Here is a 26,935-nt window from a genome sequence, read left to right as displayed (position 1 = left end):
ATTGGAAATAGGTTTAGTGTACATTTGTTTTATTGAACTAAACCGCTATCGCGGTGGCTGCTGACCCCTTTAAACCTACTTAGAATATAAAAATAAAGTGGTATCTTGATTAAAGATGCCACTTTATTCATATCAACACTTCCTTTAATATTTAACTATCCCGAGAAAAATAGAGAGGAAGTGTTAGTATGTCTGAATTAAGATTAAGAATGCAAACGGACATGGAGCTTAGGGGGTATAGTCCAATTACTGTAAAGTACTATGTAGCTCATGTGAGCCGTTTTGCCAAGTATTTTGGTAAGTCCCCAGATCTATTAGGTGAAGATGAAATTCGTCAATATTTACACCATTGTATCATAAATAAAGGTTTGAGTGAAGGAACTGTCAATACGATTCATAGTGCTCTGAAGTTCTTCTTTTCTAAAACTCTTACGAGAGAATGGAATGTAGAAAAACTTTCAAGAATTAAAGAGCCTAAGAAACTGCCTGTTGTTTTGTCTCAGTCTGAGGTAAAATCCATTCTTGATGCAGTATCTAATCTTAAACATAAAGCAATCCTTATGACTATTTATGCTGCAGGTCTTAGGGTCAGCGAAGCTGCAAAACTTAAGGTTTCTGATATTGATAGTAAGAACATGCAAATTTCTGTTCGCTGTGGAAAAGGTAAAAAAGACAGATATACACTTTTGTCTAAGACCAATCTTGATATTTTACGAGAATATTGGATGCGATATCATCCTAGTGATTATCTGTTTATGGGCGCAGATGGTAAAAGTCCCATTACTGCACGTACCATTCAAAGAGTATTTGAAGATGCCAAAGATAGGGTCGGAATTAAGAAGAATGCTTCTGTACATACCCTAAGACATAGTTTTGCTACCCATCTTTTGGAGGCAGGAACCGACATTTGCTACATTCAGAGACTTCTTGGTCATACTTCCATCAATACCACAACCATTTACTTGCATTTAAGAAGAATGGATTTGCTAAATATAGTAAGTCCCCTAGACTCTTTAACAGGTGTAAATAATGGTTGAGCTACAAGATATATTCAATCAATATGGACAGGGCTATAGGGAAAAACATAGATTGCCCAATCATATATTAAAGGCGATGTCTGCCATTGCGTCCTGTAGAACCCATACCCTTGGCGGGCATGTTGATGAGTGCGATAGCTGTGGTCACATAAGGGTTTCATATAATTCCTGCCGGAATAGGCATTGTCCTAAGTGTCAGACCCTTACAAAAGAAAGATGGATTGAAAACAGAAAGAAGGACTTGTTACCCGTAGGGTATTTTCATGTGGTATTTACCATGCCTGAAGAATTAAATTTCATGACCCTATTGAACCAAAGAGAAATATATTCCATTCTTTTTAAAGCAGTATCGGAAACCCTTCTGGAACTAGGTAGAGATGCAAAATATTTGGGTGGTGAGATTGGATTTATCTCTATTCTCCATACATGGGGACAAAATTTAATGGATCATCCTCATATTCATTGTATTGTTCCTGGGGGTGGACTGTCCCATGACGGTAGTCGGTGGATCAGTGCGAGAAAAAATTTTTTCATTCCAGTAAAGGTTTTATCAAGAAAGTTTCGTGGTAAGTTCCTGTATTATCTTAAACGTATTTATTCTGAAAAAAAGTTGAAGCTTGTAGGAGATGTTAAGATTCTTAAGAATGAAGTGGATTTTAAATACTTCGTTGGCAAATTGTACAAAAAAGAATGGGTGGTATATTGCAAACCTCCTTTTCAGAGTGCGGAGCACGTACTTGAGTACCTTGGACGCTATACCCATCGGGTAGCCATTTCAAATCATCGAATTGTAAAGCTTGATAATGGACAGGTTACATTCCGTTGGAGGAACTATCGTGATGGAAACAAGAAAAAACTTATGACTCTTACTGTTGAGGAGTTCATCCGTAGGTTTTTAATCCATATTCTACCCAGTAGATTTGTAAAAATTAGACATTATGGGATTTTAAGCAATCGAAATCGAAAGATAAAGATTACGAAGTGCAAGGTAATGATGGGTGTCGTTTTAAGGAAAGATGATAACGCCGTAGTTAAGCTAAGTGTAGCAGAGCTACTTTTAAAATTAACAGGTGTAGATATTACTAGATGTCCTTGCTGTGAAAAGGGAAAAATGCTTACAAAAGAAAAGCCAATTCCTAAAAATTGTTCACCGCCAGAAAGAGAAATCAAAACGGCATAAATCAATATTTCTGGGGGAGGGGGGAACTATACCCTTTTATAGGAAAATAGTGTAAAATATTAATATAGTAAGGCTGAAACTAATAAGTTTCTACTACGAAAATATGAAAATTGGTCCTTTATGGAGGATGAAAAATATTGAAATCCCATAGGTAGTGGTGACGCGGCTTCGTTCTATATTATGTTTCGGAAATTGAGCAATTGTAAATTCTACCAACACTTTTAATCTTGATTAAGGGTGTTGGTTTTAATAGGCTCAACTTCCGAATACAATGCTATTCATAATGCGACATAGTGGTGGAGTGTGGACCTATGCGTCCACCCGTTAATTTTGCCGTCTCTTTGGGCAGACACACAGGTCTACCCCTATCGCTATCCTTATGTGAGAGACAATGTAGGGGCGCACAGTGTGCGCCCGCTAATGATATGCATCGGGAGAACAATGTTCTCCCCTACAGGAAATAACAGCCTGTCGGTATGTGATGCATGAAACACTCCCTGTGGTGTTCCCCTGTATGTCGCATCATTTATATGTTCTGGATGTGGAGTAGTTTTTGATAGTGTTAATTTAAAGTGCAGAGGAGACGGAGGGCGCTTTCATTAAGGATCAAGGGCGTTGGTGTCAATTGGATTACCTGGTATTTTGAATATCAGTAGAATATGCGTAGCTATAGATTATTTATAATTTTTCAGGAGGAATAAAAATGAGAAGATCAATAATTTTAGTTATTTTAATTTTGGTGAGTATTTGTCTATCGGCGTGTACCCAGATACAAATATCTCAAGAAACATATGCTTTCAAAGACAAAAGTAACATAAGCATAGATGACCGTAATTTTGTATTAGAAGATACTCCTCAAAACATTGCGGAAGAAACTGTAATAAAGGATTTTTTATATACGATTACTGCTGAATTTGATGCTAAGTACGACATTTTATCAGACATAGAACCACACAAAATTTCAATAGAAAATCAAAAGAAGCAATTTGAAGACAATATTTATACCCAATCATATATCATACATAGAATTTCAACATTATCAGAAAAAGAATACAGTGAGCAAAAATTAGATAATGGTGAACAAAATCCTTTGTATTATTATGGGTGGAAGGAATGTATTGAAAAATACAAGTTAACCGAATATGAAATAATCAATATAAAATTCACACAAACTCTTTCGAAAAGAGCAATCGAATATGGAGCACAATGGGGGAACGGAACATTTAGTAGAAGTTTTATTGTTGGGAAAACTGCTGATGATAATGATTATAGGATCTTTGATTTTGGTTTCATGTAACTGTTCTGCATAAAGATAGTAGGCATAATAACTATATACAGTGGTGTCTCTCACTATCTCTATAATGTGCCATGAGAAAGATAGGTTGTGGTATCAACTAACATGACCATTCCCGCTTGGATACAAGAAGTACCGTCACGAAGCAGCTTCAGCACCATACCTTCTCACTGGGGGCAGTACCACCAAGGGGCATTCCTTAAGAGTCCGGTTCGAATGTGCCGGGAATGGCAGGAACGTTATAAGAAATAGTGATGTCGGGGTTGTTTTTTGGGGGTCTATTATGAAAGACAAGGCTAATACATAATAGCAGGGTAATACGAATTAAACACTGATTAATGAAGGAGATTAAGTAATGAGGACGGAAAAAGAGATGATGGACATAGTCCTAAATACTGCAAAGGAAGATGCGCGTATTCGTGCCGTAGTCATGAATGGTTCACGAGTAAGCAATCCTTCAAATAAAGATTGTTTCCAGGATTATGATATAGTTTACTTTGTAAATGACTTTGAATTTTTTGCATGCAATCATTCCTGGATTGATATTTTCGGAGAAAGAATTATGCTAGAAATGCCTTCCTATAAGGACTATGAAGTCTCTGAGTATAACGGTAGGTTTAACTATCAAATGCTTTTTAAAGATGGTAACAGAATAGATTTAACCTTCGCTTCAATTGAAAATATTGATAATGTTATTGAAAATGACAGAGTTGGAATTACATTACTTGATAAGGATGGTCTATTACAAGGCGTAGAATTTTCAGGAGTTGAAGTGTATTTTATATCTAAACCAACGAAAAAAGCTTTTGAAAACTCATGTAATTCGTTTTGGTGGATTCTTCAAAATGTAGCAAAAGGAATTAAAAGGAGAGAACTTCCTTATGCAATCAAAATGCTTAATATAGCTAGAAACGATTTAGATGCTGTTGTATCTTGGTATATTGGGATGAAACATGATTTTAAAGTTTCAACTGGTAAAATGGGTAAATACCTTGAAAGATATCTTGATGAAAACCTATGGAATTTATATAAGGATACCTTTCCAACTGGAAACTATGAAGACATTTGGAAGTCTTTGTTTTGTGCATGTAAATTATATAGATTATTAGCTACAGAGATTTCAAACCAATTTTCTTATTGTTATCCTTACCATGATGACAAATTGATGTCAGAATATCTACAACATGTAAAAAACTTACCTGACAACCTTATTTTCATTTGACCGAAAATCCTCAATTGTCGTATTCAGCGGTTATAGATAATGATGATGAGATCTCAAAAATCTTGAGAGAATATTATGATGCGGGATTACAATGCTTTAATGAAATAATTAAAATAATATATGCACAAATTGAGAATGACAGACATATCCGGGCGTTCTGCCCGGTTTTATAAGGGTTTGATGTTGTAGCTTTATTAATACACATTTGTAAAACTGCGAAGTAAAGATTATATAAATATATAACCTGCAGATAAATAGTAATTTGTAGGTGGAATTTATAAAATAGGAAGGAAGAAATAAATGGAGTTTGAAGTTATTAGAAAACTTTTTAATATAAAACAGAATGATGGCTTTTCAGAAAATGATATACGTAAAGCTTGTGAAAAACATGGAAGTTTACCTTTTATATTACAAGAATATTACAGACAATTAGGTAATTACAAGCAGATAAATCAAACGCAGAATATTTTATGCCAGCCAAGTGAATTGATTGAAGCTAAAGAATATCTTATATTTTACAAGGAAAATCAGTATGTTGTTCAATGGGCTATAAAAAAGAGTGATTTGAACAAAGATAATCCACCTGTTTATTGCTCATGGAATGAAAATGAGTTTAAACTTGAAAGTGAAAATTTACTTGATTTTTTATATGCAATGGCATTTTTCCAGGCGGCTAGTTGGGGGCTTGAATATTGTAGTGAAGATTTATATATGATTAGCGAGGAACAGGCTCAGATCATTAGAAATCGATACAAAAAGATAGATTATGAATTACATCAGTGGATGAATATCTCATATTATGGAAATTGTGATGATGAGGTAATTTGTATGATTGAGAATAGTGATTACGATATGCTTTACGCATCTTCTAACCAACAACATTTTGATGAAATGAAAGAATTTATAGATAAATTAGAACTTGATTCTTATTAGATATAAGATATTCAGATTTGTGGATAAGGATCATCAAATTATACAAATTTCAATTTGCCTAAACGAATCAAAAAGGCTGCTTGAAAAGAGTCTTTATCTATTTATCTCCATTTCATTAATTTCTTCTCTAAATAAGCAATCCTTTGACGCACACCTAGCAGCTAATCATATAGGTGGCAGGCTACTTTATGGTCGTTTTCCTTCAACACTGGTTCTTCCATTTCACATATCTTGTCCTTCTTCGTAAAGCAGCGTGTTTGGAATCGGCAGCCTCTTGAAAGCAAGTAAGGACCGTCCCGACTTGCCACCGACTTGCTCTATATCTTACCAATCTAATTGAGTGTAGGGAGATTTAATATGGATCATAAGTTTCAAGACGAAGGTAAAACAATTTATGATTTTATATATGAGTTTTATGTAAAGTGCCCTCAATGTGAAAAGTTTGCGGTTGTCAAATCATTTCCAGATGAAAAAGGCTCATTTCTTTTTTATGAGAAAAGGTCGTTGATTTGTGGTTTCTGCGGATTTATAAAGGTATATAAGAATTCACCGGGTATTATTGGAAGCGATTACCCTCTCTGGTTAGAATCAAACTGTTGTGGTGAAAAACTTTGGGCATATAATTTGGAACACTTAGAATACATTGAGCGTTTTGTTTATGCAAGTATTCGAGAGGGTTATTGTGATGAGCATGGATGGAAGAATAATAGTATGGTTAGCCGATTGCCTAAGTGGATAAAGAATGGTAAAAACAGGGATGAGATTTTAAGATGCATCGAGAAAATGAGACGATCTGTTCCAGAAAAGGCGAGGGCTTAAATTGTTAAATAGCTGGAAACATCAAAGATAAGATATAATTATACCCCTGTTGAAGATATATACTTACTGATTTTAAAAATCGCGCCAACTGCCAAGTTCTCAAATCCCAGGAATGTTCTACGAAATACAGCACAAAAGACCGCCCATTTAACCCGGTAAAGTGGAAGAAAGTACTGAGGGGGATTAACTATGCGAATTTCATTTAATAATGGGAACGATAAAAATTATCAACATAAGCTAAATAAACTTTTAAAAGATATCTTTTTAGATTTCCAATTTTGGTATGACCTGAATTTGTGGGATGAAAATTATGAGAGTTATTCAATTATCGAAAATGGAGAGATAATATCCAATATTTGCGTTTTTAAGACGAAGTTATTGTTTAACCAAAAACAATATTCTGCTTTATCAATTGGGGCAGTAGCAACAAAAAAAGAGTGTAGAGGCAGGGGATTATCAAGGATATTGATGGAGCACATTATTGAAAAATATCAGGATCTTCCAATGTATTTATCTGCAAATAATGGAGTTGTAAATTTCTATCCAAAGTTCGGTTTTGAGCGGACTTTTGAAAAGTTACCTGTTTGTGAATTTGAGATAAAAAATGACATAAAACCAGTTAAGCTACAATACGACGATCCAAAGGTCTGGAATTATATTCACAAGCGGGTTAATTTTTCACATAAACTAGACTGCTTAAATACTGCCAGTATTAATATCTTTCATTTATACTGGGGTTATCTTAAAGATTCTATCTATGAAATACCTGAACTTGATACTTTAATAATAGCAGAGCAAAAGGAATCAACACTGAAGTTGATAGGTGTCTACTTACTTAGAAATATTAACTTTACCCAACTTGCTAAATTTCTTCCATTTAGTAACGTTACTAAGGTGGAATTTGGGTTTATGCCTTATTGGTCAGATATTGAATATGTTATGCAGGAATATGAAACTGACCCCATATTTATTAGGGGTATAAATTGTGATTTAGGTGAGTTTAAGTTTCCGGAACTATCTATCACATGACTCAGCCTAACCATTAATTTTGGGACTGCCCATGGAGCCCCCTTTGTGCTAATATAAAAATATACAAGATTATACAAAATATGACAATAAAGGAATAAAACACAGTAGAAGGGGATCGTACATGGAGTATCAATATATTCCTTACATATGGCCACTGATTTTATCTGCATGCATAACACTATCTCTTGGTGCATATGCGATGCTGAGACGGCGAAAAGCAAAGGGCGCCAATAGCTTTATACTCAGTATGGTTGTTATTACAATATGGTCTTCTGCCAATGCGCTGGAAATGGCAGGCACTACCTTCTCCACCAAGTTATTTTGGGCGAATGTACAGTATATTGCCTACTGCTATTCTCCCGTGACATTGATGTTTTTGTGCCTGGAATTTACCGGATATGACCGTTGGATTCGCAATCGAAAGGCTCTATGGATTGCAGTGATACCTACAATGATCATCTTACTTGTATGGACTGATGGATTACACGGTTTGATAAGATATGATATGTATATGGATTACAGCGGCTCATTCCCTGTAATTAGTAAAAAATACGGTCCTGTTTTTTTTGTCCATGCATTCTATTCCCAGCTTCTGAACATATTGGCATGGATACTTTTGATCAAGGCAGTGTTCTTTAAGAATACTGTTTATAGAAGACAAGCACTTTCCTTACTTTTTGGATTAAGCTTGATTATCATACCGAATATCATGTATATTTCAGGTTTAAGTCCTGTGAAACGATTTGATATTACACCACTTTTTTTCGGTCCCGCCGGATTGATTGTTTCCTGGGGAATATTCCGCTACAAGCTGTTTGATGTAATTCCCGTAGCACGGGCTACAGTGATTGAAACGATGGATGCGGGAATCATTGTTCTGGATCTGCAGGATAGAGTCTTGGATATCAATCCTGCCTTTGAAAGGATAGTGGGCTGCACAGCTTCAAGGGCAACAATAAAGCCGGTTGAAGAGGTCTGCAGGGAAATCCCTGAGCTGCTAAGGGCTTGCAAGGATAGGGGTATCAGCCAAACGGAGTTTTCAATTCATACAAGGGAAAAGCAAAGAGTATATGAAGTACTGCTTTCCCCCCTTGCTGACAGGAAGGGTAATCTCATAGGCCGACTGGCCGTCATCTATGAGATTACAGAAAAGAAACAGGTACAGCAGACGTTTTTAGAACAGCAGTGGGCCCTTGCCGTTATTGAAGAACGGGAGAGAATGGCTCGTGATATGCATGACAATCTGGGACAAGTGCTGGGATTTATCAGCCTTCAAGCCCAGGGTATCAAGCAGGAGCTTAAGAATGCAGGGATCGACAGTGTTTCAGCCGAACTTGAGAAGCTGGCGCATGCAGCTCAATCTGCCCATAGCGATATAAGAGAATATATCCATACTGTAAGGAATGCAAAGCATAGGGAAAAGAACTTTATCACTGCATTGAAAAAGGATTTATCAAGCTTTGAAGAGCAGACCGGTTTGAATGTAAGGCTGGAAATACCGGGAGAATTAACTATGGAAGAATTTAGGCCGAATACACGGATTCATATACTGAACATTGTCAAGGAAGCACTGAACAATATTCGAAAACATGCAGACGCCCATCATACAGGAATCATTTTTTCATTGGAGAAGGAGCAATTGTGTATAACGATTGAGGATGATGGAAGGGGATTTGATGTAAATCAGCAGGATAACAGCATCAAAGGCAAGTTTGGATTAAACATTATGAGGGAACGTGCGGGGGAAATTGGTGCAGACATTGAAATAAGTTCAGCTGTGGGAAAGGGAAGCAGGATTGTATTGCGTGTACCGATTACTGAGGAGGGATAGAATATGCAAATGAAATTAATGCTGGTGGATGATCATCCCCTGTTTATTGAAGGGCTTCAATATCTTCTGGGAACCCATGAGATTGATGTAATCGGGGTAGCAAATAACGGCAGGGAAGCCTTTGAAAAAGCCAGTATACTAAAACCGGACATTATTTTAATGGATATTCGGATGCCCGGGGGCAGCGGATTGGACGCACTAAAGCTTATCAAGGCAGAAATGCCGGATATCAAGGTTGTAATGCTGACTACATCCGATGAGGATGATGATCTGTTTGATGCAGTAAAGTGTGGTGCGTCAGGATACTTATTGAAAAATACCAACGCTCAGAATCTGGTGGATATGCTTTCTTCTCTGGAAAAGAACGAGGTTCCGCTTTCTCCGGGTCTTGCTGCCAGATTGCTGAAGGAGTTCAGACGCAATACAAGCAATCAGATGACTCAGGAAATATCAGAGGATGCAATGCATGGACAGCTCACAGACCGACAGCTGGAGGTCCTGGAGATGGTGGCAAAGGGAGTAACCTATAAAGAAACAGGGGAGATATTGGGACTCTCTGAACGTACTGTTAAGTATCATATGGGAAGAATTCTCGAGCTATTACACCTGGAAAACAGGGCTCAGGTGATTGCCTATGCAGCCCGTATGGGGCTTACAGAATATAAATAACCGGCAGTACTATTCAATACTATCAAAAAGTACAGTCTGATATAAAAAAGACTGTACTTTTATTTTTTTTGAAACTGTACTTAGACACATTGTCAGAAAACATCGAAAAATATTACAATAAATACAACGAAGGCATAGTCCTCAAAAGAAGAAGGTGCTGAATCATGGTGTTATTGGATGAAGAAATATATATATTGCCCTATGAAAACGCTTTGGACAAAAAACTTATTTATGCACCTGTTCGAGGGTGGGTAGAGCTGATTGAGAAGAATACGGCAGATCGAATCATCTGCAGCAGCATTGATTCGCAAGAAGACTTAAAGGAAAACCCAAATTTCAATAGCTTAATCAAAGAGCTTCAAAAAATGCCTCTCAAGGACTTGGATGTGATGCAAAAGGGTCTCCCTATGCTGAATATCGATTTGTCGACGGGATGCAATATGCGATGCATTTATTGCTATGCAGGACGTGGAGAGGGAGACTATAAGTATCAGCAAAAAGAACATATAGATATGATTCTCGATGCCTATTTTCATCATTTATACACATCCCCCTGCTATAAAGAAGGCACCGACTGTTCCATTGCCTTTACAAACGATGCAGAGCCTACCTTTGCTCCGGATTTGCTTCGATACACGGTTATGACAGCTATTGAGAAGGCAAAAGTATTTAAAATAAAGCCAATTTTTATATTGCCTACGAATGGTGCTTTTCATGATGATCTGAGGACCTTCATTATCCAATATTTTCATACTGTATCCATATCCTTTGAAGGTTTGCCCTGGGTTCAGAATCTCCACCGGCCGCTTGCCAACGGAGAACCTTCATTTCAGCGTGTATTTGAAAACAGTAAAGCCTTATTCCAAAGCGGGAAGAAAGTGTGCTTCAGTGGTGTTGTGACCAGGCACAATCTTTATCATTTAAAGGATACGATCGATTTTTTTCATGAACACTTTCCCGGCAGTATGGTTTCTTTCGGGCAGGTCAATCTAATAGGCAGGGCTTCTGCGGAGCAAATGGAATTGGCCGTCGAGCAGCAGAGCTTCGACGAACAGCTGCTTTGTGCAATCCAATATGCTGAAAGTACCTCCATAAAAGTACAAGTAAAGCATGGGAGTACCCATCTCAACCCCAGAAGGCATTATTGCTCATCTACTGCCAAACCCAACTGGAGTATGAGCCTAAACGGAGATATGTATGCATGTATGGAGGAAAAAAGTGAGTCCATGAAAATTGGATGGTTTGATTTCAACCAAAAACAGCTGTATTTTAATGACGAGAAGATTCGAAGCCTTGGAGAGAAGAATGTGGACTGCAACAGCAGATGTAAGGAATGCTTTGCAAAATATCTTTGTGCAGGAGGCTGTATAAGCAAAGGAGATAGCCAGGCAGCCCTTTGCGAGGGTATAAGACAAAGATGCCTCCATTTTATCAACAAGGCTTATGAAGATAAAAGACTAAAGAAGGAAGCACAACGGCTATTCAAAATTTTAGAAGAATAATTCATTATATGAGGAGGTGAGAATATGTCAGAAGCATTAAAAAGTCTAGTTGAAAAAGTAAGTGCAGATGAAAATCTGCAGAAGCAATTTAAAGCGTGCAAAACAAAGGAAGAGCAAGTTGCTCTTGCGAAAGACCTGGGCTATAACATTACAGTCAAGGAGCTGGAGGATGCCAGCAAGGTTTCCGATGACCAGCTGGATCAAGTGGCTGGCGGCTACGGTAATTGCACAGTGTATGTTTCGGTCATTTTCTAATGTTGAATATAATAAGCACACAGCCGTGTGCTTATTATATTTACTGAAAGGTGGTGCAAAATGGACAACTTATTAAGATTAGGTTTAATATATACGCTTGCATGCAACGCAAGTTGTGCACACTGTTGTTTCGAAAGTCATCCCAAGCTTCAGTCGAAGATGAAGGCGGAGGAGGCACTTCATTATATTGACCAGGCATTCGAAAGCAAGGCCTTTGACAAAGTGGGCATCTCCGGCGGAGAAGCTTTGTTCTATGAGGATGAGGTGGTAAGGATTATAGAATATGCCCGCAGACTTGGCTTTAAAACTTCACTGACAACCAATGGCTTCTGGGGAAGAACCCTCGAGGATGCATTGCATAAGCTAAAGCTCCTTAAGGAAAAGGGGTTAAATGAGCTTGTACTCAGTACAGATGAATTTCACCAGCCCTTTGTACCCTATGGGTATATAGAAAACATACTTACAGCAAATGAAAGCGTTCAAATTCCCCTGAAAATATATGAGATACTGGTCAAAGGCTCAGCGATGCACCCGCTTCAGATGAAGTACAGCCACTGCAGCTGGCACAAGGGTGCCTGTGTACCGATGGGGAGAGCAAAGGAAATTCCATCCGGTGAACTTATTTATGGTGATTATAGCGGAAGGTGCACCGATATGGATAAGTTGACCATCCTGCCCGACGGCTCCTGCTATCCCTGCTGCAGTCCTGGAATTAAGGTGAGCGCGATGCGGTTTGGGTCAGCCTATGAATTATCATTGGATGAACTGCTAAAAGCTAAGGAAAATTCTGTATTTTTAAATATCATGACATGGAGGGGGCCAAAGTGGCTGAAGGAAGCTGGGGAAGCCAGAGGCTGCTTTCTGAAAAATAAACAGAATGAATATGTTTCAATGTGTCATTTATGCCACGAAATTGCCGAAGATGAGGACTTTCTTCGAAATATGGAGCCTTTCATGAAGGATTTTCTATTGAGCCTTCAATACGCAAAATATCTAAAAGTATAGCTTATATTTCTGCAGCCATAAATAAGGATGAGGAGTAGTGCCATGGACAATAATCTGTTTAGAAAAGAAGCTATTTCGGAGATAACCTCCCCTGACAGCTTAGATCAGGCTATAAGAATTACAGACCGGAAAATTCACCTTATGACCTTTGGAATAGTTTTTATTATACTAGCAGGAATTTTTTGGGGTTTTAATGGTTCAATTCCCGTAATTTTACAAGGAAGTGGAATCATTATGCCGGATGGGGGCATGCATTATATCATTTCGCAGCAGCAAGGAATTGTCCGGGACATACTGGTTAAGCAGGGGGAGTATGTCCGTGATGGAGAAATTGTAGGCAGCCTGGAAGTAGTGGATGAGAGTGGGAATACGAAGCGGATGGATATCATTGCAGGGATTAATGGACGGGTATCAGAGGTACGGTCGCTGTCCGGAGATTTTGTAGAAAGCAAGGAAAAGCTATTCAGCGTAGTATCCGTGGTAGAGAACCAGAATATACTGGAGGCAATCATTTTTGTTCCAATAGAGCAGGGAAAAAATTTAAGACAGGGACTCGATGTCCATATTCAGCCTTCTAATGTGAATAAGGAAGAATATGGTTTTATCAAGGGAGTGGTGCAGCAGGTATCCGAGTATCCTGTGAGCAGGAAAAGACTCCTGGCCCTTCTGGGATCGGAGGCTTTGGTATCTCGTTTTTCAGATGGACAGGTAGTGCTCGAGGTTGAGGTTGACCTTATCTTAAATGATAAAACCATGAGCGGCTATCAATGGTCAACGCCAAATGGACCTCCCTTTAATATTTATGAAGGAACATTATGCTATGCGGATTTTATACTGGAAATGAAGAAACCCATTGATTTAGTCATATACGGGAGGTGAGCCCAGTGTCAAAGTCTATTAAAAGGGTCCCGACCGTACTGCAAATGGAAGCCGTTGAATGTGGAGCTGCATCTCTGACAATGGTACTAGGCTATTTCAAGAAGTTTGTTTCGTTGGAGGAGGTTCGTGAAAAATGCGGTGTAAACCGGGATGGAAGCAAGGCCAGCAATCTGTTGAAGGCTGCTCGGTCTTATGGGTTAAACGCCCAGGGTTACCGTAAGGATACGGAGTCCGTGGTTGATCTTACCATGCCTTTGATCATCCACTGGAATATGAACCACTTTTTAGTACTGGAAGGCTGTCACAACGGTAAATACTATCTCAATGATCCGGCTGGTGGGCGACGAACCGTCGACAGGGATCTTTTCAATCGATCCTTTACGGGTATAGCCATTGCATTTGAAAAAAAACGGGAATTTCAGCCCTCAGGAAGCAGGCAGATGACCCTTGATCATTTTAAGAAGCTGCTGAACAAATACAAACCGGAGATAGCTTATACAAGCTTTTTAGGATTTATGATGACCTTGCCTACCCTATTCACAGCTTGGCTGGCTAAGGTATTTCTGGATGAAATATGGCTCAATGGGCGGACTCACTGGCTCTTAGGAGTGCTTTTGGGCTTGTTGGCCGTTGCAGGGCTCAGGGGTTTGTCAAACTATATCTATCGTATTCTTAACTATCGTCTTTTGGAAAAAATTAGACTGAGCGAGAACAGCAGACTGATTTGGAAGACGATACACCTGCCGGCGAATTTTTTTATGCAGCGTTATGCCGGAGATGTGAGTGCCAGAGTAAAAAATGTGGATAATGTGACAGCCTTTATAGCAATCGATTTGATTAATGGGTTTGCAGCCTGGATGGCTATAATTGTATTTATTGTTGCTTTGTTTCATTATAACCGTTTGCTCACCTTCTTGATCCTGACTTTGTTTATCATAAATTTGGTTATTTTAGCATGGAATACGAAGGTTCAAGAAGGCATGAACAACCGCATCAGTATGTCCAATATGAAGCTTATGGGGGCTTCGATATCCGATATTCAGTTGATTGAGACGATCAAAACGACCAGCTCCGAGCAGGCCTTTTTTGAAAAGTGGGCCGGATATCAAGGGAAACTGATTAATGAGAAGCAGGAAGCAAGCGCCGATATCCAAGGGCTCATGAACCTTCCGCTGCTTATGTCGATGCTTGCGACGGTTGCTGTGCTCTATACAGGCGGTTATTTAATCATACATGGAGATTTGACTGTAGGTGCCCTGGTTGCATTTCAGAGTATTATGGCCAGTTTTTTTGCTTCCAGTACAACTCTAAATGAGGTGGGCATGAAGCTTCCTAAAATACTGGCCGATATGAAACGGATTGAAGATATTTATTACTACCCCGATCTTCAATCGAAGGAAGCATCGGAAGAGGTGGATTTGGATGGTGGAGTTATTTTTGAAGGGAGTCTAAAGGTAGAAAATCTAACCTTTGGATTCACTCCCTTTGAAGATCCCTTAATCCGGGATTTTTCACTGGAGCTTAAGCCAGGCCAGCGTATAGCGCTGGTAGGAGGATCGGGTTGTGGAAAATCTACGATTGCCAAGCTTATTTCCGGTATATACAAACCATGGTCCGGAGAAATATATCTCGATGAAAGGCCGGTACGGACTTTGCCAAAGAGCATAGTCAATAAAGCCATCGCTATGGTGGATCAAGAGATTGTATTGTTTGAAGGAACGGTTGGTGAAAATATTTCCTTATGGCAGCAGGATATAGATGAAGTAAAGCTGATACAGGCTGCTAAAAATGCTTGTATTCATGGTGATATCATATCGCGGGGAGGATATGAGCATAGAATGCTTGAAGAGGGACAGGATTTTAGTGGAGGACAGCGGCAGCGCATGGAGATTGCCAGAGTGCTTCTACAGGATCCCTCCGTTCTTATTTTGGATGAGGCCACCAGCGCTCTTGATCCCGCGACAGAGCTCGAGATTGATAAGAACCTGCGCAGGCTTGGCTATACCTGCATCATCGTAGCACACCGGCTAAGCACAATCCGGGACTGTGATGAAATAATCGTACTGGATAAGGGAAAAATCGTCCAAAGGGGAAATCATGACAGCTTGCTGGAACAGGAAGGCCTTTATAGGGAATTAATCAAAGCTATGTAGGAGGGCATATGAATATAGAGTCTTTGAATCACCGTAATCCTGTGGAGCTTAAAGAAAATATGGGGTACTATGTCCTTTCCGGGACCTTAAACCTTTTTCTGGTTAAACATGAGGATAACTCAGAAATACAATATAGACGCCATTTTTTGTCGAGTGCTTCAGAGGGGGAGACCGTCTATGGAGGAAGGGCCGTGAAGGAAGGCAGACAGTATAAGCTTATTGCCGTTGGAACTGCCGATGCCAAAATAGAGTTCTTTGTCATAGATCAGGCTCCTATGGGTTTTCAAAAAGAGCTTCTTGCGAAGGTGGAGGAAATCGAAGCACAAACAAAGCAAAAAGAGGAGCAATATAAAAAAAAGAAACGAAATGAAGCAGCCTTGCTTAGCGCCGCCGTAAACATATTGGCCGATAACGAAAGCAAGGCGGCTTATCAGCAATCCTACAATAATTATTATAAGGTCTGTCAGATAGTAAGAAGTGCCTTAAAAATCAAAGTTGCGGAGCCAAAGCAGCTTGATGGGAATCCGCTTCAGCCCTATGCGCTTATGAAGGCATATTTTCAAAAAATGAACATGAGATATAGAAGTGTCAAGCTTGACAAGGATTGGTGGAAATATACCGACGGCATGCTGATAGCCTTTAATGGGAATAAGCAGCCCGTTGCTCTTTTGCAAAAGGGGAGAGGCTGCTATGAGCTGGTAGACCCGCAGCTGGGCATATCGGTCCCTGTAGATGAGAAAACAGCAGACGGATTATTCAAGGATGCTTTTATGATCTATCGCCCATTGCCTGATAAGGAAATGAGCGGCAGGGATTTGATAGGCTTTGGCTTGGAAAGGATTGACAAAAAGGATATCCTTCTTTTTGCCCTGAGTTTACTGGGTATTGGATTATTGGGGATGGCTGCACCTCTCCTGATCGGTTTGACAATAGATTGGATTATTCCCATGGGGAATATTCATTTGCTTTCTCAGGCAGGAATCCTATTGGCTGTTGTAGCCATAACCTCTTTTTTGTTTAACCTGGCCAGAGGATTTACTATGCTAAGGGTAGAAGGGCAGCTTGACGTGGATATGCAGACAGCTGTCTGGGACCGATTGCTTAATTTGCCCTTAAGCTTTTTCAAACAATTTACCTCGGCAGAATTGGCCTCCAGGGCCCTGGGCATTACCATGATAAGAGATATTATTTCCGGACCTGTAATGGCCTTGTTGCTAACCGGCATTTATTCTTTGTTCAGCTGGCTGGTGCTTTTCTATTATAATGTTTCGCTAGCGGTTGTTGCCAGCTTAATGCTGGGGATATGTATCTCAGTCAATTATTTCATAGCAAAAAAGGAAATCGTATATGAGAGCCAAATAAATCAATTAACAAATAAATTGGCAGGCTTGTCCTTTCAACTGATTAAAGGGGCTGTTAAAATACAGCAATCCGGAGCGATTGAAAGGGCATATTATAGGTGGGCAAAAGAACAGGCTGAAAAACATAGGGCTATGCAAAACAAAGGCAGGGTGATCTCCTGGATGGAGACATTCAATGGACTGTTTTTACCGGCTTCATTAGGAATGATCTATTATCTGGTTACGATGCAGCCGGGCTTTTCTCTTCTGGTAGGACAGTATATAGGCTTTAACGCTGCATATATGATGTTCGTATCCGCCGTATTTAGTATTTTTAGTTCGATGCATGTTCTCTTCCAGGTGCTGCCTTTATATGACCGGGGTAAAATAATATTGCAAACCATCCCCGAAATGAAAGAAGACAAACGAATACTGGATAAACCGACGGGTAAAATAGAAGTTGACCATCTTCAATTCCGTTATGCACAGGATGGTTCTGAAATACTGAAGGATATTTCTTTAGAAATACAACCGGGAGAGTATGTGGGTATCGTAGGAATCTCCGGAAGCGGGAAGTCCACACTTCTGCGGCTTCTACTAGGGTTTGAAGTCATTTACAAGGGCAAGATAACCTATGATGATCAAGATATCACCAGCCTTGACTTGCGGGATTTGCGAAAGAAAATAGGCGTCGTACTGCAGACAGGAAAGCTGATGACAGGCAGCATCTATCACAATATTGTTGGGTCCAACCTTCATCTTACAGTAGAGGAGGCCTGGAAGGCTGCAAGGGTTGCCGGTATAGATGAGGATATAAAGGCCATGCCTATGGGCATGCATACAGTTATTATGGAAGGGGCAGGCACGATTTCCGGGGGTCAGAAACAGAGGATTCTCATTGCACGGGCTGTGGTGAACAAGCCTAAGATACTCTTCTTTGACGAGGCAACCAGTGCTTTGGATAACATTACTCAGGCCAAAATCAAGGAAAGTCTTGACCATTTTGCAGCGACCCGTATCGTCATTGCCCATAGACTTAGTACCGTAAAAAACTGCGATAGGATCATTGTATTGGATCAGGGTATCATAAAAGAAGCAGGGGATTATGAGACACTGATGGAAAGAAAAGGAGTCTTTTACAAACTGGCGCAAAGACAATTGGCATAGGGTGTCACGGGGACAGGGGTTGTGACATCCTATTTGTTATGGCTAATACAAAGCACATTTCTCTATTGATTTAAGGTTTTTGATGTATATGGTTTTGTTATCGTAATCGATGAGATTTTCTTTTTTCATTTTCATAAGCTCCCTGGAAAGAGATGGTCGCTGGACGCCGATGGAGTCTGCCCACTCTCTTTTTTTCATTCCAATCTTTATTTCTAGGGATTTTTGAGCGCTATATTGTAGTAGTAAAAACTCGCAGATTTTTTGACGGATCGTTTTTAGAACTACTTGGGTTATCTTAGAGCTTAAGGTGAGGCTCTTGTTGGATATAAGCTTGAGAAAACCATACAAAAAAGCCTGATTGGTTTGACACAGCTGAATAATCGTTTCCTTGGGAATACATAAAATGACTGCATCTTTTTTTACTACGATGGTCATAGGAACTATATTTATATCACCGAAGATCAGATTATCTCCAAAGGTGTCCCCTGGATTGAATACTGTGATGGTCAGAATCTTTCCTGATGGATCGATCTTTTGAATTTCTACCGTTCCCTTTAGCACTACATTCAGCGTAGTACAGAAATCACCCTGCATGAAGATGATACTACTCTTTTTATAACTGCTGATAAAATAATCTACACGATTAAAAAATTCTATTAGGTGCTTAGGCTCAAAACTGCTAAAAAGTTCCATTCTCCTCAGAACATGAGTGTACTCTTTTAAGTTCATATAAAACCTCTTTTCAGTTTTGGTAACCAATGTTACCGTTTTTGTTTGTAATATTGATTATACTATTGGTAATAAGAAAATGAAAGGAGAGAATCCAATGATTGAGAAAAAATTCAGCTTTACTAGAGGGAATGAGAAAATGATTGAAAAGGTGATCAGTGACGAGAATGTGATGATCAACCACATGGTCTTGCCACAAGGTACCGGACTGCCAGAGCATTATTCAAATTCCAATGTCTATATGATTATTGTAAGAGGACAAATGTCAATAAAGCTTGGAGAACAAGAGGTACAGATTTATGATGCTGGGGATATTATAAACATTCCATTTAATATAAAAATGTTGGTAACTAATGCCCATGAAGATGTATTGGAGTTCTTTGTTGTAAAAGCACCCCATCCTGACACTATGGTAAAGTAGGTGGATAATAATGGACCCTTTTACAGTCATTCTATGGATTGTAACCCTTACTTTCTTTTTAGTTTCTATCAAAAAAGATAAAAATAAAACGATCAATTCAATGAAATCAGCAAAAAGCATGATGGGAAATATGGGAGGAGAAATATTGGCTATATTGCTGTTGATTGGGCTGATTCTAACATTTTTACCATCTGAAACCATCAATAAGCTAATGGGAGAAGAAAACATTTTGCGTTCAACTGTTGCTTCAGCGCTTGTAGGAACGGTTACATTAATCCCCGCATTTGTCGCATTTCCGTTAGTAGGGTCTTTTGTCAACAATGGTGCAAATCTAATACCTGTTGCAGCATTCCTAACAACTCTTACAATGGTGGGCTTTGTAACATTTCCATTAGAAAAAAGAGAATTTGGAGTTAAGTTTGCACTCGTAAGAAACCTGTTTAGTTTTTTCGCTGCCCTGCTGATTGCATTGACGATTGGGGTGATGGTATGAATATGGCGCATGAGTTAAAGAAAAACAAGCTTTTGCTTGTAGTGGTGATCGTCTATGCCGCTTTACTAATTACACAACCAGATAGGGGTATGACCGCAGTCAATAATAGCAAGTACTATATTATTGAAATGCTAGAAATAATGCCTGTGATATTTATCCTTACAGCGTTAATTGAAGCATGGATTCCGAGAGAAGTTATCATGAAACACTTTAGTAAGGATGCAGGGTTAAGGGGAGCTATCGTATCATTTTTATTGGGAAGCTTTTCTGCAGGACCAATCTATGCTGCCTTTCCGGTCTGTAAAACATTATTAAAAAAGGGTGCAAGTATTTCCAGCATTGTTATTATTCTGAGTTCATGGGCAGTTGTGAAAGTACCGATGCTGATTAATGAGGCAAAGTTTTTAGGGCTTAGATTCATGGGAGTTAGATGGATTAGTACAACAATAAGTATATTCATTATGGCGTATGTTATATCTCTTGTGGTGAAGGTGCAGGATATCCCTAATACAAAAGAACCAACTCATCAGGATGTAGATTTTACGATCAGAGAAGAATACTGCATAAGCTGCGGTATCTGTACGAGGCTTTTACCACAAAATTTTATACTAAAAGATGGAAAAGTGAAGATCATCTCAAGGGAGAACCTAGAAGAACATATCAGTGAAGTTGCCTCCAAATGTCCTGCAGGGGCAATCGGATATGGTAAAAATGAGGTAGTATAAGAAGACATGGAAGATATGGGGACGCTTCGATTGTCGTATTAAATAATGCCTTTAGTCAATAAATTCGCCGTTATGAATATAGTTTGCTTAAACTGAGTAGAGGCTGCTTAAAAAAGCAGCCTCTACTCAATTATCTCCATTTCATTAATTTCTTTTACCAAGCCATTCAGTTTGAATTGAGTCTTTATTGATATAGATAGATGAATGGCCTTGGAGATAAGCGCTAGTATACGTGTTAAACGGCTTTTTTATACATCAACATGAAGAAGACAGAGTATGGGATAAGTACTTTCATGAACAGACAAGTCCCTGCCCCTCTGTCTTGAAAAAACCGTAACAGTGGAAGGATTGGGATAGACTGTAAAAATTTGTATTGAAGTGAAGGGAACAGCAGCAAAATGTAGAATAATTTGAATAGGAACTGTTAGGCCATGAGAGCTCCAAAACGACAGAGGTATATACCCATGTTTCAAATATAAGGAGGATGAAAATGATTAAAGGACAACAAATAACTATTGAACCATCAAAACTAAGTGATAAAAGAAAAGTATATGAATGGTTGTGTTTGTCAGAAACAGCTAAGAGTCATATGGGACCCCCTAATTTTGAAGATACTCCAATACCGAGTTGGGAAGAATACTGTGAGGATTTTAAAGATTATTATTTTGACGGCTCAAAACCAAAGTGTGGACAACTATGGATTATAAAATACAGAAATGAAGAGATAGGAGCCATATGCTATTCATCATTTCATTTAAAAGGTAAGAGTGCTGAACTTGATATATGGATGGGAACTGAAAAGAACTGTGGAAGAGGTTTTGGTTCTGAGTCTATTAAGATTTTTTGTGATTATCTAATGCAAAATCATGGGATTGAGAGATTTATTATTAGACCATCAAAAAGAAATGTACGTGCTGTAAGAGCATATGAAAAAGCCGGATTTATGAAAGTTTCAGATGAAGATAAGCAGAAAGTTGTGAAAGAGTATTTACTTGATGACTATTTAGATATCTATGGACAAGGTGATTACGGGATAGGTGACGATGTTGTGTTAATAAGCGTTTGAGGATTCGTCATCCATTACGAAAATTGTAAAAGACGAAGAAAGCTATTTGGCTTATGCGAGATATAAATTAGGGCATAGTGCAATACGAAATGGAGTGAAAAGAAATGGCTATAGACAAGCAATATTTATTAGATTTTGAAGCGATATTGTCACACAGGCATGATAATGGTGCAGACTATTGGACTACTCCCGACAAACGCCTAATAAAAGGGTCACCTTTCTCCACTCTTGACTGCGCACTTTATCTGCTAGAATTGGGCATGGAACCTACCGAGCCTTTACTGAAAGAGTGCGCCGACTTAATATTTAGTGCATGGAAAGAAGATGGAAGTTTTAAGTTGTATCCGCAAGGCTCTATTTACCCATGCCATACCGCTCACGCTGCCAATGTGCTTTGCCACATGGGGTTTGCTTACGATACTAGATTGCAAAAAACTTTCCAACACCTTTTAGATACCCAATACATCGATGGCGGTTGGCGTTGCAATAAGTTTAGCTTTGGTCGAGGTCCGGAAACTCAGTATTCAAATCCGTTCCCAACACTTACTGTCCTGAACGCATTCCGCTTTAGTGACTATCTTAACAAAGAACCAGCGCTTGACAGGGCTGTGGATTTCTTGCTTGAACATTGGACAATCCGGAAACCGATTGGCCCATGCCACTACGGAATGGGCACATTGTTCATGCAGGTAGAATATCCCTTTCGTAACTACAATCTTTTTGTTTACGTCTATGTGTTATCCTTTTACGACCGCACAAAAGGGGACAAACGGTTTCTGGAAGCCTTAAAAGCGCTGGAATCCAAAACGGTGGATGGTCAGATTGTTGTTGAGCGCATTGTTCCGAAGCTAGCCAAGTTTTCTTTCTGTAAAAAAGGTGAACCAAGTGCATTGGCAACAATACGCTATCACGAAATCTTAAAAAACCTTGGCATAAAATGATATAATCAAGCAAGAAATCAACGTTATTCCTCATGCATATTTTATAGATTTTATTTGAGACGCAGCCGTCGGTGGCTGCTCTGGCTTCTTGGGGTGCGGAACTTTACATAACAATGTTTTTCCGTAAAGGTTGCTACCCTCAAAGGAAGATCATGCTAAAGAATATTAGGCAGTGAAAAGAGGTTAAAAAATGAAATCATTCTGCAGGATACTGGCAATTTGTTTATGTGCTCTATTGCTGAGCTCATGTAATATTGTAAGGGACAATGAACAGGTTAATATTGAAAAGTCCACGGTAGAAACTGGTATGCCAACAAACATACCTAATGAAGACAATAATAGTTATGAAGGAACTTATCAATATGATTATACAGATGATACCGAGGATTTGATTGAGGATCACTATATAGTTCTACGGCGTGTGGAAGGTAAACTTGAAGGTATATACTATGGAACAAGTGATGATTTTGATCAAGCTCGGGAGGGGTATTTTCCAGGGTTTTATGTATCAAATATGATTGGCCTCTCGATTGATAAGAGTGAAATTGCATTTGATATTAAGCTGAAGCAAAGCGATTTGTTTAGTAAACCAATTGAATTGAAGTATAGAAGTAGCGAGGAAGTTTCAAAAAGCGATAACCTGATATGGGTAAACAGTCATATTGTTGAGGGGTCAGATAAGAATGCGAAGCACTTCCAAGGAGAAATTGCTGATGAAGAAATACGGTTACTGATAGACGGGGAGTTGCGTATCTTCAAAAAAATTAAGTAAGTTCTTAAGACTAAACCAATGTTTTACTAGGGTGCTGACCTCCACGCCAGCTCTAAAGTCAGGGGTGCTGTAGAATAAATACTTTCATGAACAGATAACTCCCTGCCCCTTTATCTTGCAAAAGCCGTAACCGTGGAAAGAGTGAGATAGACTGTAAAAATTTGTATCAAAGTGAAGGGAACAGCAGCAAAATGTAGAATAATTTGAATAGGAACTATTATGCCATGAGAGCTCCATAACGACAGCGGTGTATACCCATGTTTCAAATGTTAGCTTGAGCAGAATAAAAAGTCCTTTAGATACCCTGTTGAATAAGTAGAAATTGTGGTGCTATCCAAGTACTGTGAAGAATATAAAAGGAGATAAATTAATGCTTTCATTTGTAAACAATTCGGAGACAGCTGTAGTAATTATTCATGAGATATATGGTATAAATGAAAATATAAAATTAAAGTGTAGTGATTTATTTAGTCAAGGCTATGATGTTTTCTGCCCTAACCTATTAGGTAGCGATTACTGTTATAACTATAATCAGGAAGAAGATGCATACGTTAACTTTATTCAGTTTGTAGGTATTGAAAAGTCAGTAGAACAAATACAACCTATATTAAGGGAGTTGCGAAAAAAATATAAGTATCTATTTATAATTGGTTACAGTATCGGAGCAACAATATCATGGCTATGTAGTGTCTTAGGTTATTGTGATGGTATCGTATGTTTTTATGGTTCGAGAATAAGAGATTTTGTATCAATCAATGTTAGATGCCCAATAGCATTATATTTTGCTAAAAGTGAGAAATCATTTGATGTAGAAGAGCTGATAGTTGAATTAAGGCGTAAACAAAATATTGAGGTTATCAATATATATAATGGTGAACACGGATTTGCAGACCAGTATTCTGAAAAGTTTAATTTGGAATCATATCTGAAATCTTATAAAGATATGACAAAATTTATTGAAAGAATTAAAAGTCAAAATGTTTAAGGTTTAGGTATAATTAGATGGGTCAAGTGCCTAGATTAGCTAACAGAGTGTTCCCAACATTCATCAGCATCTTGGGTTGGGCTTCATGAGAGCTGATCATCCCCAAAATTTTTTGAATCAAATCCACCGATGTAATCTTCATTGCAGACAAACCGTTTTGTAGACAAAGTATCACATCGAAATTTTCTTCGAATGTAAGATTATTTTAGGCTTATTTTTATATGATTTTATTATAAAAAATATCCGTCTCTAAAACGTAAAATTTTTAAAAAATACAGAAATTTGTTTTTAGTTTTATATTTAGTGAAATATTACAATTAAAAATAAAATTGAATAGAAGTGTAATAAGTCCCAATGCAGCAAAATTCTTTGAAATTAATTCAGACTTTATAAAGAATAATGAAGCATTTGATGTTATTGAACCTTTGTGGTGAAGTGTGAGCATCTATGACGGTGAAGATAAGTACATTAAAGATTTATCAAAGTTTACAAAAGAGCAGAAGTATGTATTTGCAATAGAATGACATTGCCCGGTGCGGTAGTTCCGTACGCCGCTTAACCGGCGTGTCTACCGTGACAGTAACATTGTGGACTGGTGATAAGGCTATATTAGGGCGTTGCTTGGTTGAAAGAATAAAAAATATATAAAATGACAGGAGGTAATACATTGAAAGTAGCATTATTAATAGTAGATATGCAAAAAGGTTGTCGAGAAGAGACACCGTGCAAGTCGGCATTTGATAGCTCAGTAGAATATATAAATGAGATTAGCCAGTACTTTCGCAAAAAGAATTATCCGGTTGTGATCATAAAAGATGTTGAGGTTGGTTCGCCTGGCTCAGAAGAATTTGAGTGTGTAGATGCACTAGCTATTTCTGATAATGATATTGTAATCCATAAGCAACATTGCAATGCATTCTGGGAAACAGAACTTGATAATGTATTAAAGAATGAAAGGATAGATGGCATTATAGTTAGTGGATTTGCTGCAGAACATTGTGTTCTTTTTACCTATAATGGAGCTAGAGAAAGAGGGTATAATGTATTTCTGTTACAGAATGGCATAGCTGGTTTAGATGAAGAAGAAATCAGACGGATCCAATTATTGCGACCAATAGTAAACTATCAAGCCCTTGAATATTTCTTATAAGAAAGCTTTTTATATGTTTGTTAATTTTGTGTAGATGGTAACTTCTGTCCACAACATCACTTAACAGGTTGTTGCCAACATTCATCAGCCTTGTGGTTGAGAAAAGGATAACATATGGGTTCTTTAGAAACTATAAAAGATGAAGTAAAGCGAAAGGCAACAGTAATACAAATCGGCAGATTCAAGCCAGATAATGATTTATCATCTTCATGGTTTGGAAAGGTCATGCTTTGTTTGCCGGGTGAAGAGTGGCCAACTTGCAAAGAAAAACCGATGAATGCATTATGTCAGATAAATTTAACACAACTTCCTTCTCAAATTCAGTTCCTTACTGGCGAAGAGCCATTAGCTGAATTATTGGCTCTTGCAGCAACAGTTACTTCTTCAAACCCGTTAAAACATCATACCGCCCGTCCTGGGCGGTTTAGTGAAGGGGAAAGTTAGATGATTATTAAGACATGCTTTGAGTTTTTATGGAAAGGTTTAATCATTGGTAGTCTAAATTTGTTTTCACTTATACTAGCCGGAGCAGTACTAACAAATCTAGGGTTAAAGTTTCCAGAAGTTAAAAGTAGTTATGGCTATATCACATTTATAATGTTTTTATCTGGCTTTATTGTTTCAGTTATTTTTGGGATAGTTGCCAAGAAGTTGAGTTTATCCAAATTACGAGTTTTTATCGTGTTATTTGTAATGCTTGTACTGAACTCTGTTACCCAAATTCTTGAAGCATTTTATTTTGCACCAGGAATAGTAAATATTGAAGTGGCACCAGCGATATTTGGACAGCAAGTTATTATGTGGTTATTTATTAGCGCAGGTATTGCTTTCTTATATAGGTTTAAAAGCGAAGACGATATAGGTTTTAAAATTCAATCTAGAAGTTGGATTGATTGGATTGTTAGAATCATAATAAGTTCAGGTAGCTATGTTTTATTTTATTATGTTTTTGGAAGTATCAATGCCCTTTTATTTACTGGTGAGTATTATTTATCACAGGTTAATGGACTACAAATACCTAGTGCCACGGAGATAATAGTCTTAGAGACAATTAGAGCTATAATATTAGTTCTTTCAATATTACCAGTAATATTAAATCTAAAAATCCAGAAGAAAGAAGTAATGATAACGGTTGGCATGGTACTGTTTATTATCGGTGGACTCCTACCTATGCTTCAGCAGTTTAATTCATTACCAACAGTGCTTATTGTTGCCAGTACAGTTGAAATGTTTTTTCAGTTCTTTTTAACCGGAGTTGTGACAACATACATCATTTTATATGATAAGGGGCTGCCGTCCGTGGCAGCCTCTGAATAGAGGGTTGCCATAACACATGTC

General features: G+C 38.3%; 26 protein-coding genes. 25 read left to right on the top strand and 1 reads right to left on the bottom strand.

The features are described 5' to 3' along the window. Positions 1-188: 188 nt before the first annotated feature. The 15 genes from xerA to Gferi_RS04890 all read left to right on the top strand — a co-directional run bounded on the left by xerA (position 189) and on the right by Gferi_RS04890 (position 18,315). Positions 189-1,037 (top strand): site-specific tyrosine recombinase/integron integrase, encoded by an 849-nt coding sequence (gene xerA / locus Gferi_RS04960; protein WP_069974526.1) that lies wholly within the window; start codon positions 189-191, stop codon positions 1,035-1,037. Beyond that, positions 1,030-2,217, top strand: coding sequence for an IS91 family transposase (locus Gferi_RS04955; RefSeq protein ID WP_069974525.1), 1,188 nt, complete (start codon positions 1,030-1,032; stop codon positions 2,215-2,217). Before xerA ends, Gferi_RS04955 begins: the two co-directional genes overlap by 8 nt. A gap of 703 nt (positions 2,218-2,920) precedes the next feature. Beyond that, complete coding sequence (locus Gferi_RS04950; protein WP_069974524.1) at positions 2,921-3,514, top strand: hypothetical protein; 594 nt, start codon at positions 2,921-2,923, stop codon at positions 3,512-3,514. Between the two features lie 352 nt (positions 3,515-3,866). After that, positions 3,867-4,733: an aminoglycoside 6-adenylyltransferase gene (locus tag Gferi_RS04945; RefSeq protein WP_069974523.1), complete on the top strand. Its 867-nt coding sequence runs from the start codon at positions 3,867-3,869 to the stop codon at positions 4,731-4,733. A 300-nt stretch (positions 4,734-5,033) separates the two neighbouring features. Further along, positions 5,034-5,666, top strand: coding sequence for a hypothetical protein (locus Gferi_RS04940; protein WP_069974522.1), 633 nt, complete (start codon positions 5,034-5,036; stop codon positions 5,664-5,666). Between the two features lie 357 nt (positions 5,667-6,023). After that, positions 6,024-6,485: a hypothetical protein gene (locus Gferi_RS04935; RefSeq protein WP_069974521.1), complete on the top strand. Its 462-nt coding sequence runs from the start codon at positions 6,024-6,026 to the stop codon at positions 6,483-6,485. A gap of 189 nt (positions 6,486-6,674) precedes the next feature. Then, complete coding sequence (locus tag Gferi_RS04930) at positions 6,675-7,514, top strand: GNAT family N-acetyltransferase (protein ID WP_083273382.1); 840 nt, start codon at positions 6,675-6,677, stop codon at positions 7,512-7,514. A gap of 121 nt (positions 7,515-7,635) precedes the next feature. Then, positions 7,636-9,345, top strand: coding sequence for a sensor histidine kinase (locus tag Gferi_RS04925; protein WP_069974520.1), 1,710 nt, complete (start codon positions 7,636-7,638; stop codon positions 9,343-9,345). A gap of 3 nt (positions 9,346-9,348) precedes the next feature. Continuing rightward, positions 9,349-10,014: a response regulator gene (locus tag Gferi_RS04920; RefSeq protein WP_069974519.1), complete on the top strand. Its 666-nt coding sequence runs from the start codon at positions 9,349-9,351 to the stop codon at positions 10,012-10,014. 164 nt (positions 10,015-10,178) lie between these two features. Further along, positions 10,179-11,516: a radical SAM/SPASM domain-containing protein gene (locus Gferi_RS04915; RefSeq protein WP_069974518.1), complete on the top strand. Its 1,338-nt coding sequence runs from the start codon at positions 10,179-10,181 to the stop codon at positions 11,514-11,516. Positions 11,517-11,540: 24 nt separating this feature from the next. After that, positions 11,541-11,771 (top strand): Nif11-like leader peptide family natural product precursor, encoded by a 231-nt coding sequence (locus Gferi_RS04910; RefSeq protein WP_069974517.1) that lies wholly within the window; start codon positions 11,541-11,543, stop codon positions 11,769-11,771. 60 nt (positions 11,772-11,831) lie between these two features. Beyond that, positions 11,832-12,776, top strand: a complete 945-nt coding sequence (locus Gferi_RS04905) for a radical SAM protein (RefSeq protein ID WP_069974516.1) — start codon at positions 11,832-11,834, stop codon at positions 12,774-12,776. A gap of 42 nt (positions 12,777-12,818) precedes the next feature. Next, a complete protein-coding gene (locus tag Gferi_RS04900; protein ID WP_069974515.1) occupies positions 12,819-13,655 on the top strand; it encodes a hypothetical protein in 837 nt (278 codons plus the stop codon). A gap of 5 nt (positions 13,656-13,660) precedes the next feature. Continuing rightward, a complete protein-coding gene (locus Gferi_RS04895) occupies positions 13,661-15,808 on the top strand; it encodes an NHLP family bacteriocin export ABC transporter peptidase/permease/ATPase subunit (protein ID WP_083273381.1) in 2,148 nt (715 codons plus the stop codon). 191 nt (positions 15,809-15,999) lie between these two features. After that, on the top strand, positions 16,000-18,315 hold the full coding sequence (locus Gferi_RS04890; RefSeq protein WP_169832968.1) for an NHLP bacteriocin export ABC transporter permease/ATPase subunit: 2,316 nt from the start codon (positions 16,000-16,002) through the stop codon (positions 18,313-18,315). A 42-nt stretch (positions 18,316-18,357) separates the two neighbouring features. On the opposite strand, the gene Gferi_RS04885 is transcribed toward Gferi_RS04890, so the two are convergent. After that, a complete protein-coding gene (locus Gferi_RS04885) occupies positions 18,358-19,044 on the bottom strand; it encodes a Crp/Fnr family transcriptional regulator (RefSeq protein WP_069974513.1) in 687 nt (228 codons plus the stop codon). 97 nt (positions 19,045-19,141) lie between these two features. On the opposite strand from Gferi_RS04885, the gene Gferi_RS04880 reads away from it, so the two are divergent. The 10 genes from Gferi_RS04880 (at position 19,142) to Gferi_RS04835 (ending at position 26,914) form a co-directional block, all read left to right on the top strand. Beyond that, positions 19,142-19,465, top strand: coding sequence for a cupin domain-containing protein (locus Gferi_RS04880; RefSeq protein WP_069974512.1), 324 nt, complete (start codon positions 19,142-19,144; stop codon positions 19,463-19,465). Positions 19,466-19,475: 10 nt separating this feature from the next. Further along, entirely contained in the window at positions 19,476-19,958 is a 483-nt protein-coding gene (locus Gferi_RS04875; protein ID WP_069974511.1) for a permease, read from the top strand. Then, positions 19,955-20,683 carry a permease gene (locus Gferi_RS04870; protein WP_069974510.1) on the top strand — a complete coding sequence of 243 codons (729 nt, stop codon included), beginning with the start codon at positions 19,955-19,957 and terminating at the stop codon, positions 20,681-20,683. Before Gferi_RS04875 ends, Gferi_RS04870 begins: the two co-directional genes overlap by 4 nt. Before the next feature lie 490 nt (positions 20,684-21,173). Continuing rightward, a complete protein-coding gene (locus Gferi_RS04865; protein ID WP_069974509.1) occupies positions 21,174-21,749 on the top strand; it encodes a GNAT family N-acetyltransferase in 576 nt (191 codons plus the stop codon). Positions 21,750-21,853: 104 nt separating this feature from the next. Continuing rightward, positions 21,854-22,690: a prenyltransferase/squalene oxidase repeat-containing protein gene (locus Gferi_RS04860; protein ID WP_069974508.1), complete on the top strand. Its 837-nt coding sequence runs from the start codon at positions 21,854-21,856 to the stop codon at positions 22,688-22,690. 190 nt (positions 22,691-22,880) lie between these two features. After that, on the top strand, positions 22,881-23,462 hold the full coding sequence (locus tag Gferi_RS04855) for a hypothetical protein (protein WP_069974507.1): 582 nt from the start codon (positions 22,881-22,883) through the stop codon (positions 23,460-23,462). 370 nt (positions 23,463-23,832) lie between these two features. Continuing rightward, positions 23,833-24,447 (top strand): dienelactone hydrolase family protein, encoded by a 615-nt coding sequence (locus tag Gferi_RS04850; protein ID WP_069974506.1) that lies wholly within the window; start codon positions 23,833-23,835, stop codon positions 24,445-24,447. Positions 24,448-25,114: 667 nt separating this feature from the next. After that, positions 25,115-25,597 (top strand): cysteine hydrolase family protein, encoded by a 483-nt coding sequence (locus Gferi_RS04845; protein WP_069974505.1) that lies wholly within the window; start codon positions 25,115-25,117, stop codon positions 25,595-25,597. A gap of 114 nt (positions 25,598-25,711) precedes the next feature. Next, a complete protein-coding gene (locus Gferi_RS04840; protein WP_069974504.1) occupies positions 25,712-26,041 on the top strand; it encodes a hypothetical protein in 330 nt (109 codons plus the stop codon). Next, positions 26,042-26,914 carry a hypothetical protein gene (locus Gferi_RS04835; RefSeq protein WP_069974503.1) on the top strand — a complete coding sequence of 291 codons (873 nt, stop codon included), beginning with the start codon at positions 26,042-26,044 and terminating at the stop codon, positions 26,912-26,914. It begins immediately after the preceding gene. Positions 26,915-26,935: the final 21 nt, after the last annotated feature.

Source organism: Geosporobacter ferrireducens, from assembly GCF_001750685.1.
Lineage (GTDB): Bacteria > Bacillota > Clostridia > Peptostreptococcales > Thermotaleaceae > Geosporobacter > Geosporobacter ferrireducens.
This window is presented reverse-complemented; position numbering and strand designations above follow the sequence as displayed.

What these genes read in the sequence shown, in the direction of transcription:
- Gferi_RS04855 (WP_069974507.1), top strand. Translation starts at nt 22,881, where the DNA reads ATGAAATCATTCTGCAGGATACTGGCAATTTGTTTATGTGCTCTATTG.
- Gferi_RS04835 (WP_069974503.1), top strand. Translation starts at nt 26,042, where the DNA reads ATGATTATTAAGACATGCTTTGAGTTTTTATGGAAAGGTTTAATCATT.
- Gferi_RS04910 (WP_069974517.1), top strand. Translation starts at nt 11,541, where the DNA reads ATGTCAGAAGCATTAAAAAGTCTAGTTGAAAAAGTAAGTGCAGATGAA.
- Gferi_RS04945 (WP_069974523.1), top strand. Translation starts at nt 3,867, where the DNA reads ATGAGGACGGAAAAAGAGATGATGGACATAGTCCTAAATACTGCAAAG.
- Gferi_RS04915 (WP_069974518.1), top strand. Translation starts at nt 10,179, where the DNA reads ATGGTGTTATTGGATGAAGAAATATATATATTGCCCTATGAAAACGCT.
- Gferi_RS04840 (WP_069974504.1), top strand. Translation starts at nt 25,712, where the DNA reads ATGGGTTCTTTAGAAACTATAAAAGATGAAGTAAAGCGAAAGGCAACA.
- Gferi_RS04850 (WP_069974506.1), top strand. Translation starts at nt 23,833, where the DNA reads ATGCTTTCATTTGTAAACAATTCGGAGACAGCTGTAGTAATTATTCAT.
- Gferi_RS04885 (WP_069974513.1), bottom strand. Translation starts at nt 19,044, where the DNA reads ATGAACTTAAAAGAGTACACTCATGTTCTGAGGAGAATGGAACTTTTT.
- Gferi_RS04865 (WP_069974509.1), top strand. Translation starts at nt 21,174, where the DNA reads ATGATTAAAGGACAACAAATAACTATTGAACCATCAAAACTAAGTGAT.
- Gferi_RS04925 (WP_069974520.1), top strand. Translation starts at nt 7,636, where the DNA reads ATGGAGTATCAATATATTCCTTACATATGGCCACTGATTTTATCTGCA.
- xerA (WP_069974526.1), top strand. Translation starts at nt 189, where the DNA reads ATGTCTGAATTAAGATTAAGAATGCAAACGGACATGGAGCTTAGGGGG.
- Gferi_RS04955 (WP_069974525.1), top strand. Translation starts at nt 1,030, where the DNA reads ATGGTTGAGCTACAAGATATATTCAATCAATATGGACAGGGCTATAGG.
- Gferi_RS04860 (WP_069974508.1), top strand. Translation starts at nt 21,854, where the DNA reads ATGGCTATAGACAAGCAATATTTATTAGATTTTGAAGCGATATTGTCA.
- Gferi_RS04950 (WP_069974524.1), top strand. Translation starts at nt 2,921, where the DNA reads ATGAGAAGATCAATAATTTTAGTTATTTTAATTTTGGTGAGTATTTGT.
- Gferi_RS04930 (WP_083273382.1), top strand. Translation starts at nt 6,675, where the DNA reads ATGCGAATTTCATTTAATAATGGGAACGATAAAAATTATCAACATAAG.
- Gferi_RS04875 (WP_069974511.1), top strand. Translation starts at nt 19,476, where the DNA reads ATGGACCCTTTTACAGTCATTCTATGGATTGTAACCCTTACTTTCTTT.
- Gferi_RS04900 (WP_069974515.1), top strand. Translation starts at nt 12,819, where the DNA reads ATGGACAATAATCTGTTTAGAAAAGAAGCTATTTCGGAGATAACCTCC.
- Gferi_RS04870 (WP_069974510.1), top strand. Translation starts at nt 19,955, where the DNA reads ATGAATATGGCGCATGAGTTAAAGAAAAACAAGCTTTTGCTTGTAGTG.
- Gferi_RS04920 (WP_069974519.1), top strand. Translation starts at nt 9,349, where the DNA reads ATGCAAATGAAATTAATGCTGGTGGATGATCATCCCCTGTTTATTGAA.
- Gferi_RS04905 (WP_069974516.1), top strand. Translation starts at nt 11,832, where the DNA reads ATGGACAACTTATTAAGATTAGGTTTAATATATACGCTTGCATGCAAC.
- Gferi_RS04940 (WP_069974522.1), top strand. Translation starts at nt 5,034, where the DNA reads ATGGAGTTTGAAGTTATTAGAAAACTTTTTAATATAAAACAGAATGAT.
- Gferi_RS04935 (WP_069974521.1), top strand. Translation starts at nt 6,024, where the DNA reads ATGGATCATAAGTTTCAAGACGAAGGTAAAACAATTTATGATTTTATA.
- Gferi_RS04880 (WP_069974512.1), top strand. Translation starts at nt 19,142, where the DNA reads ATGATTGAGAAAAAATTCAGCTTTACTAGAGGGAATGAGAAAATGATT.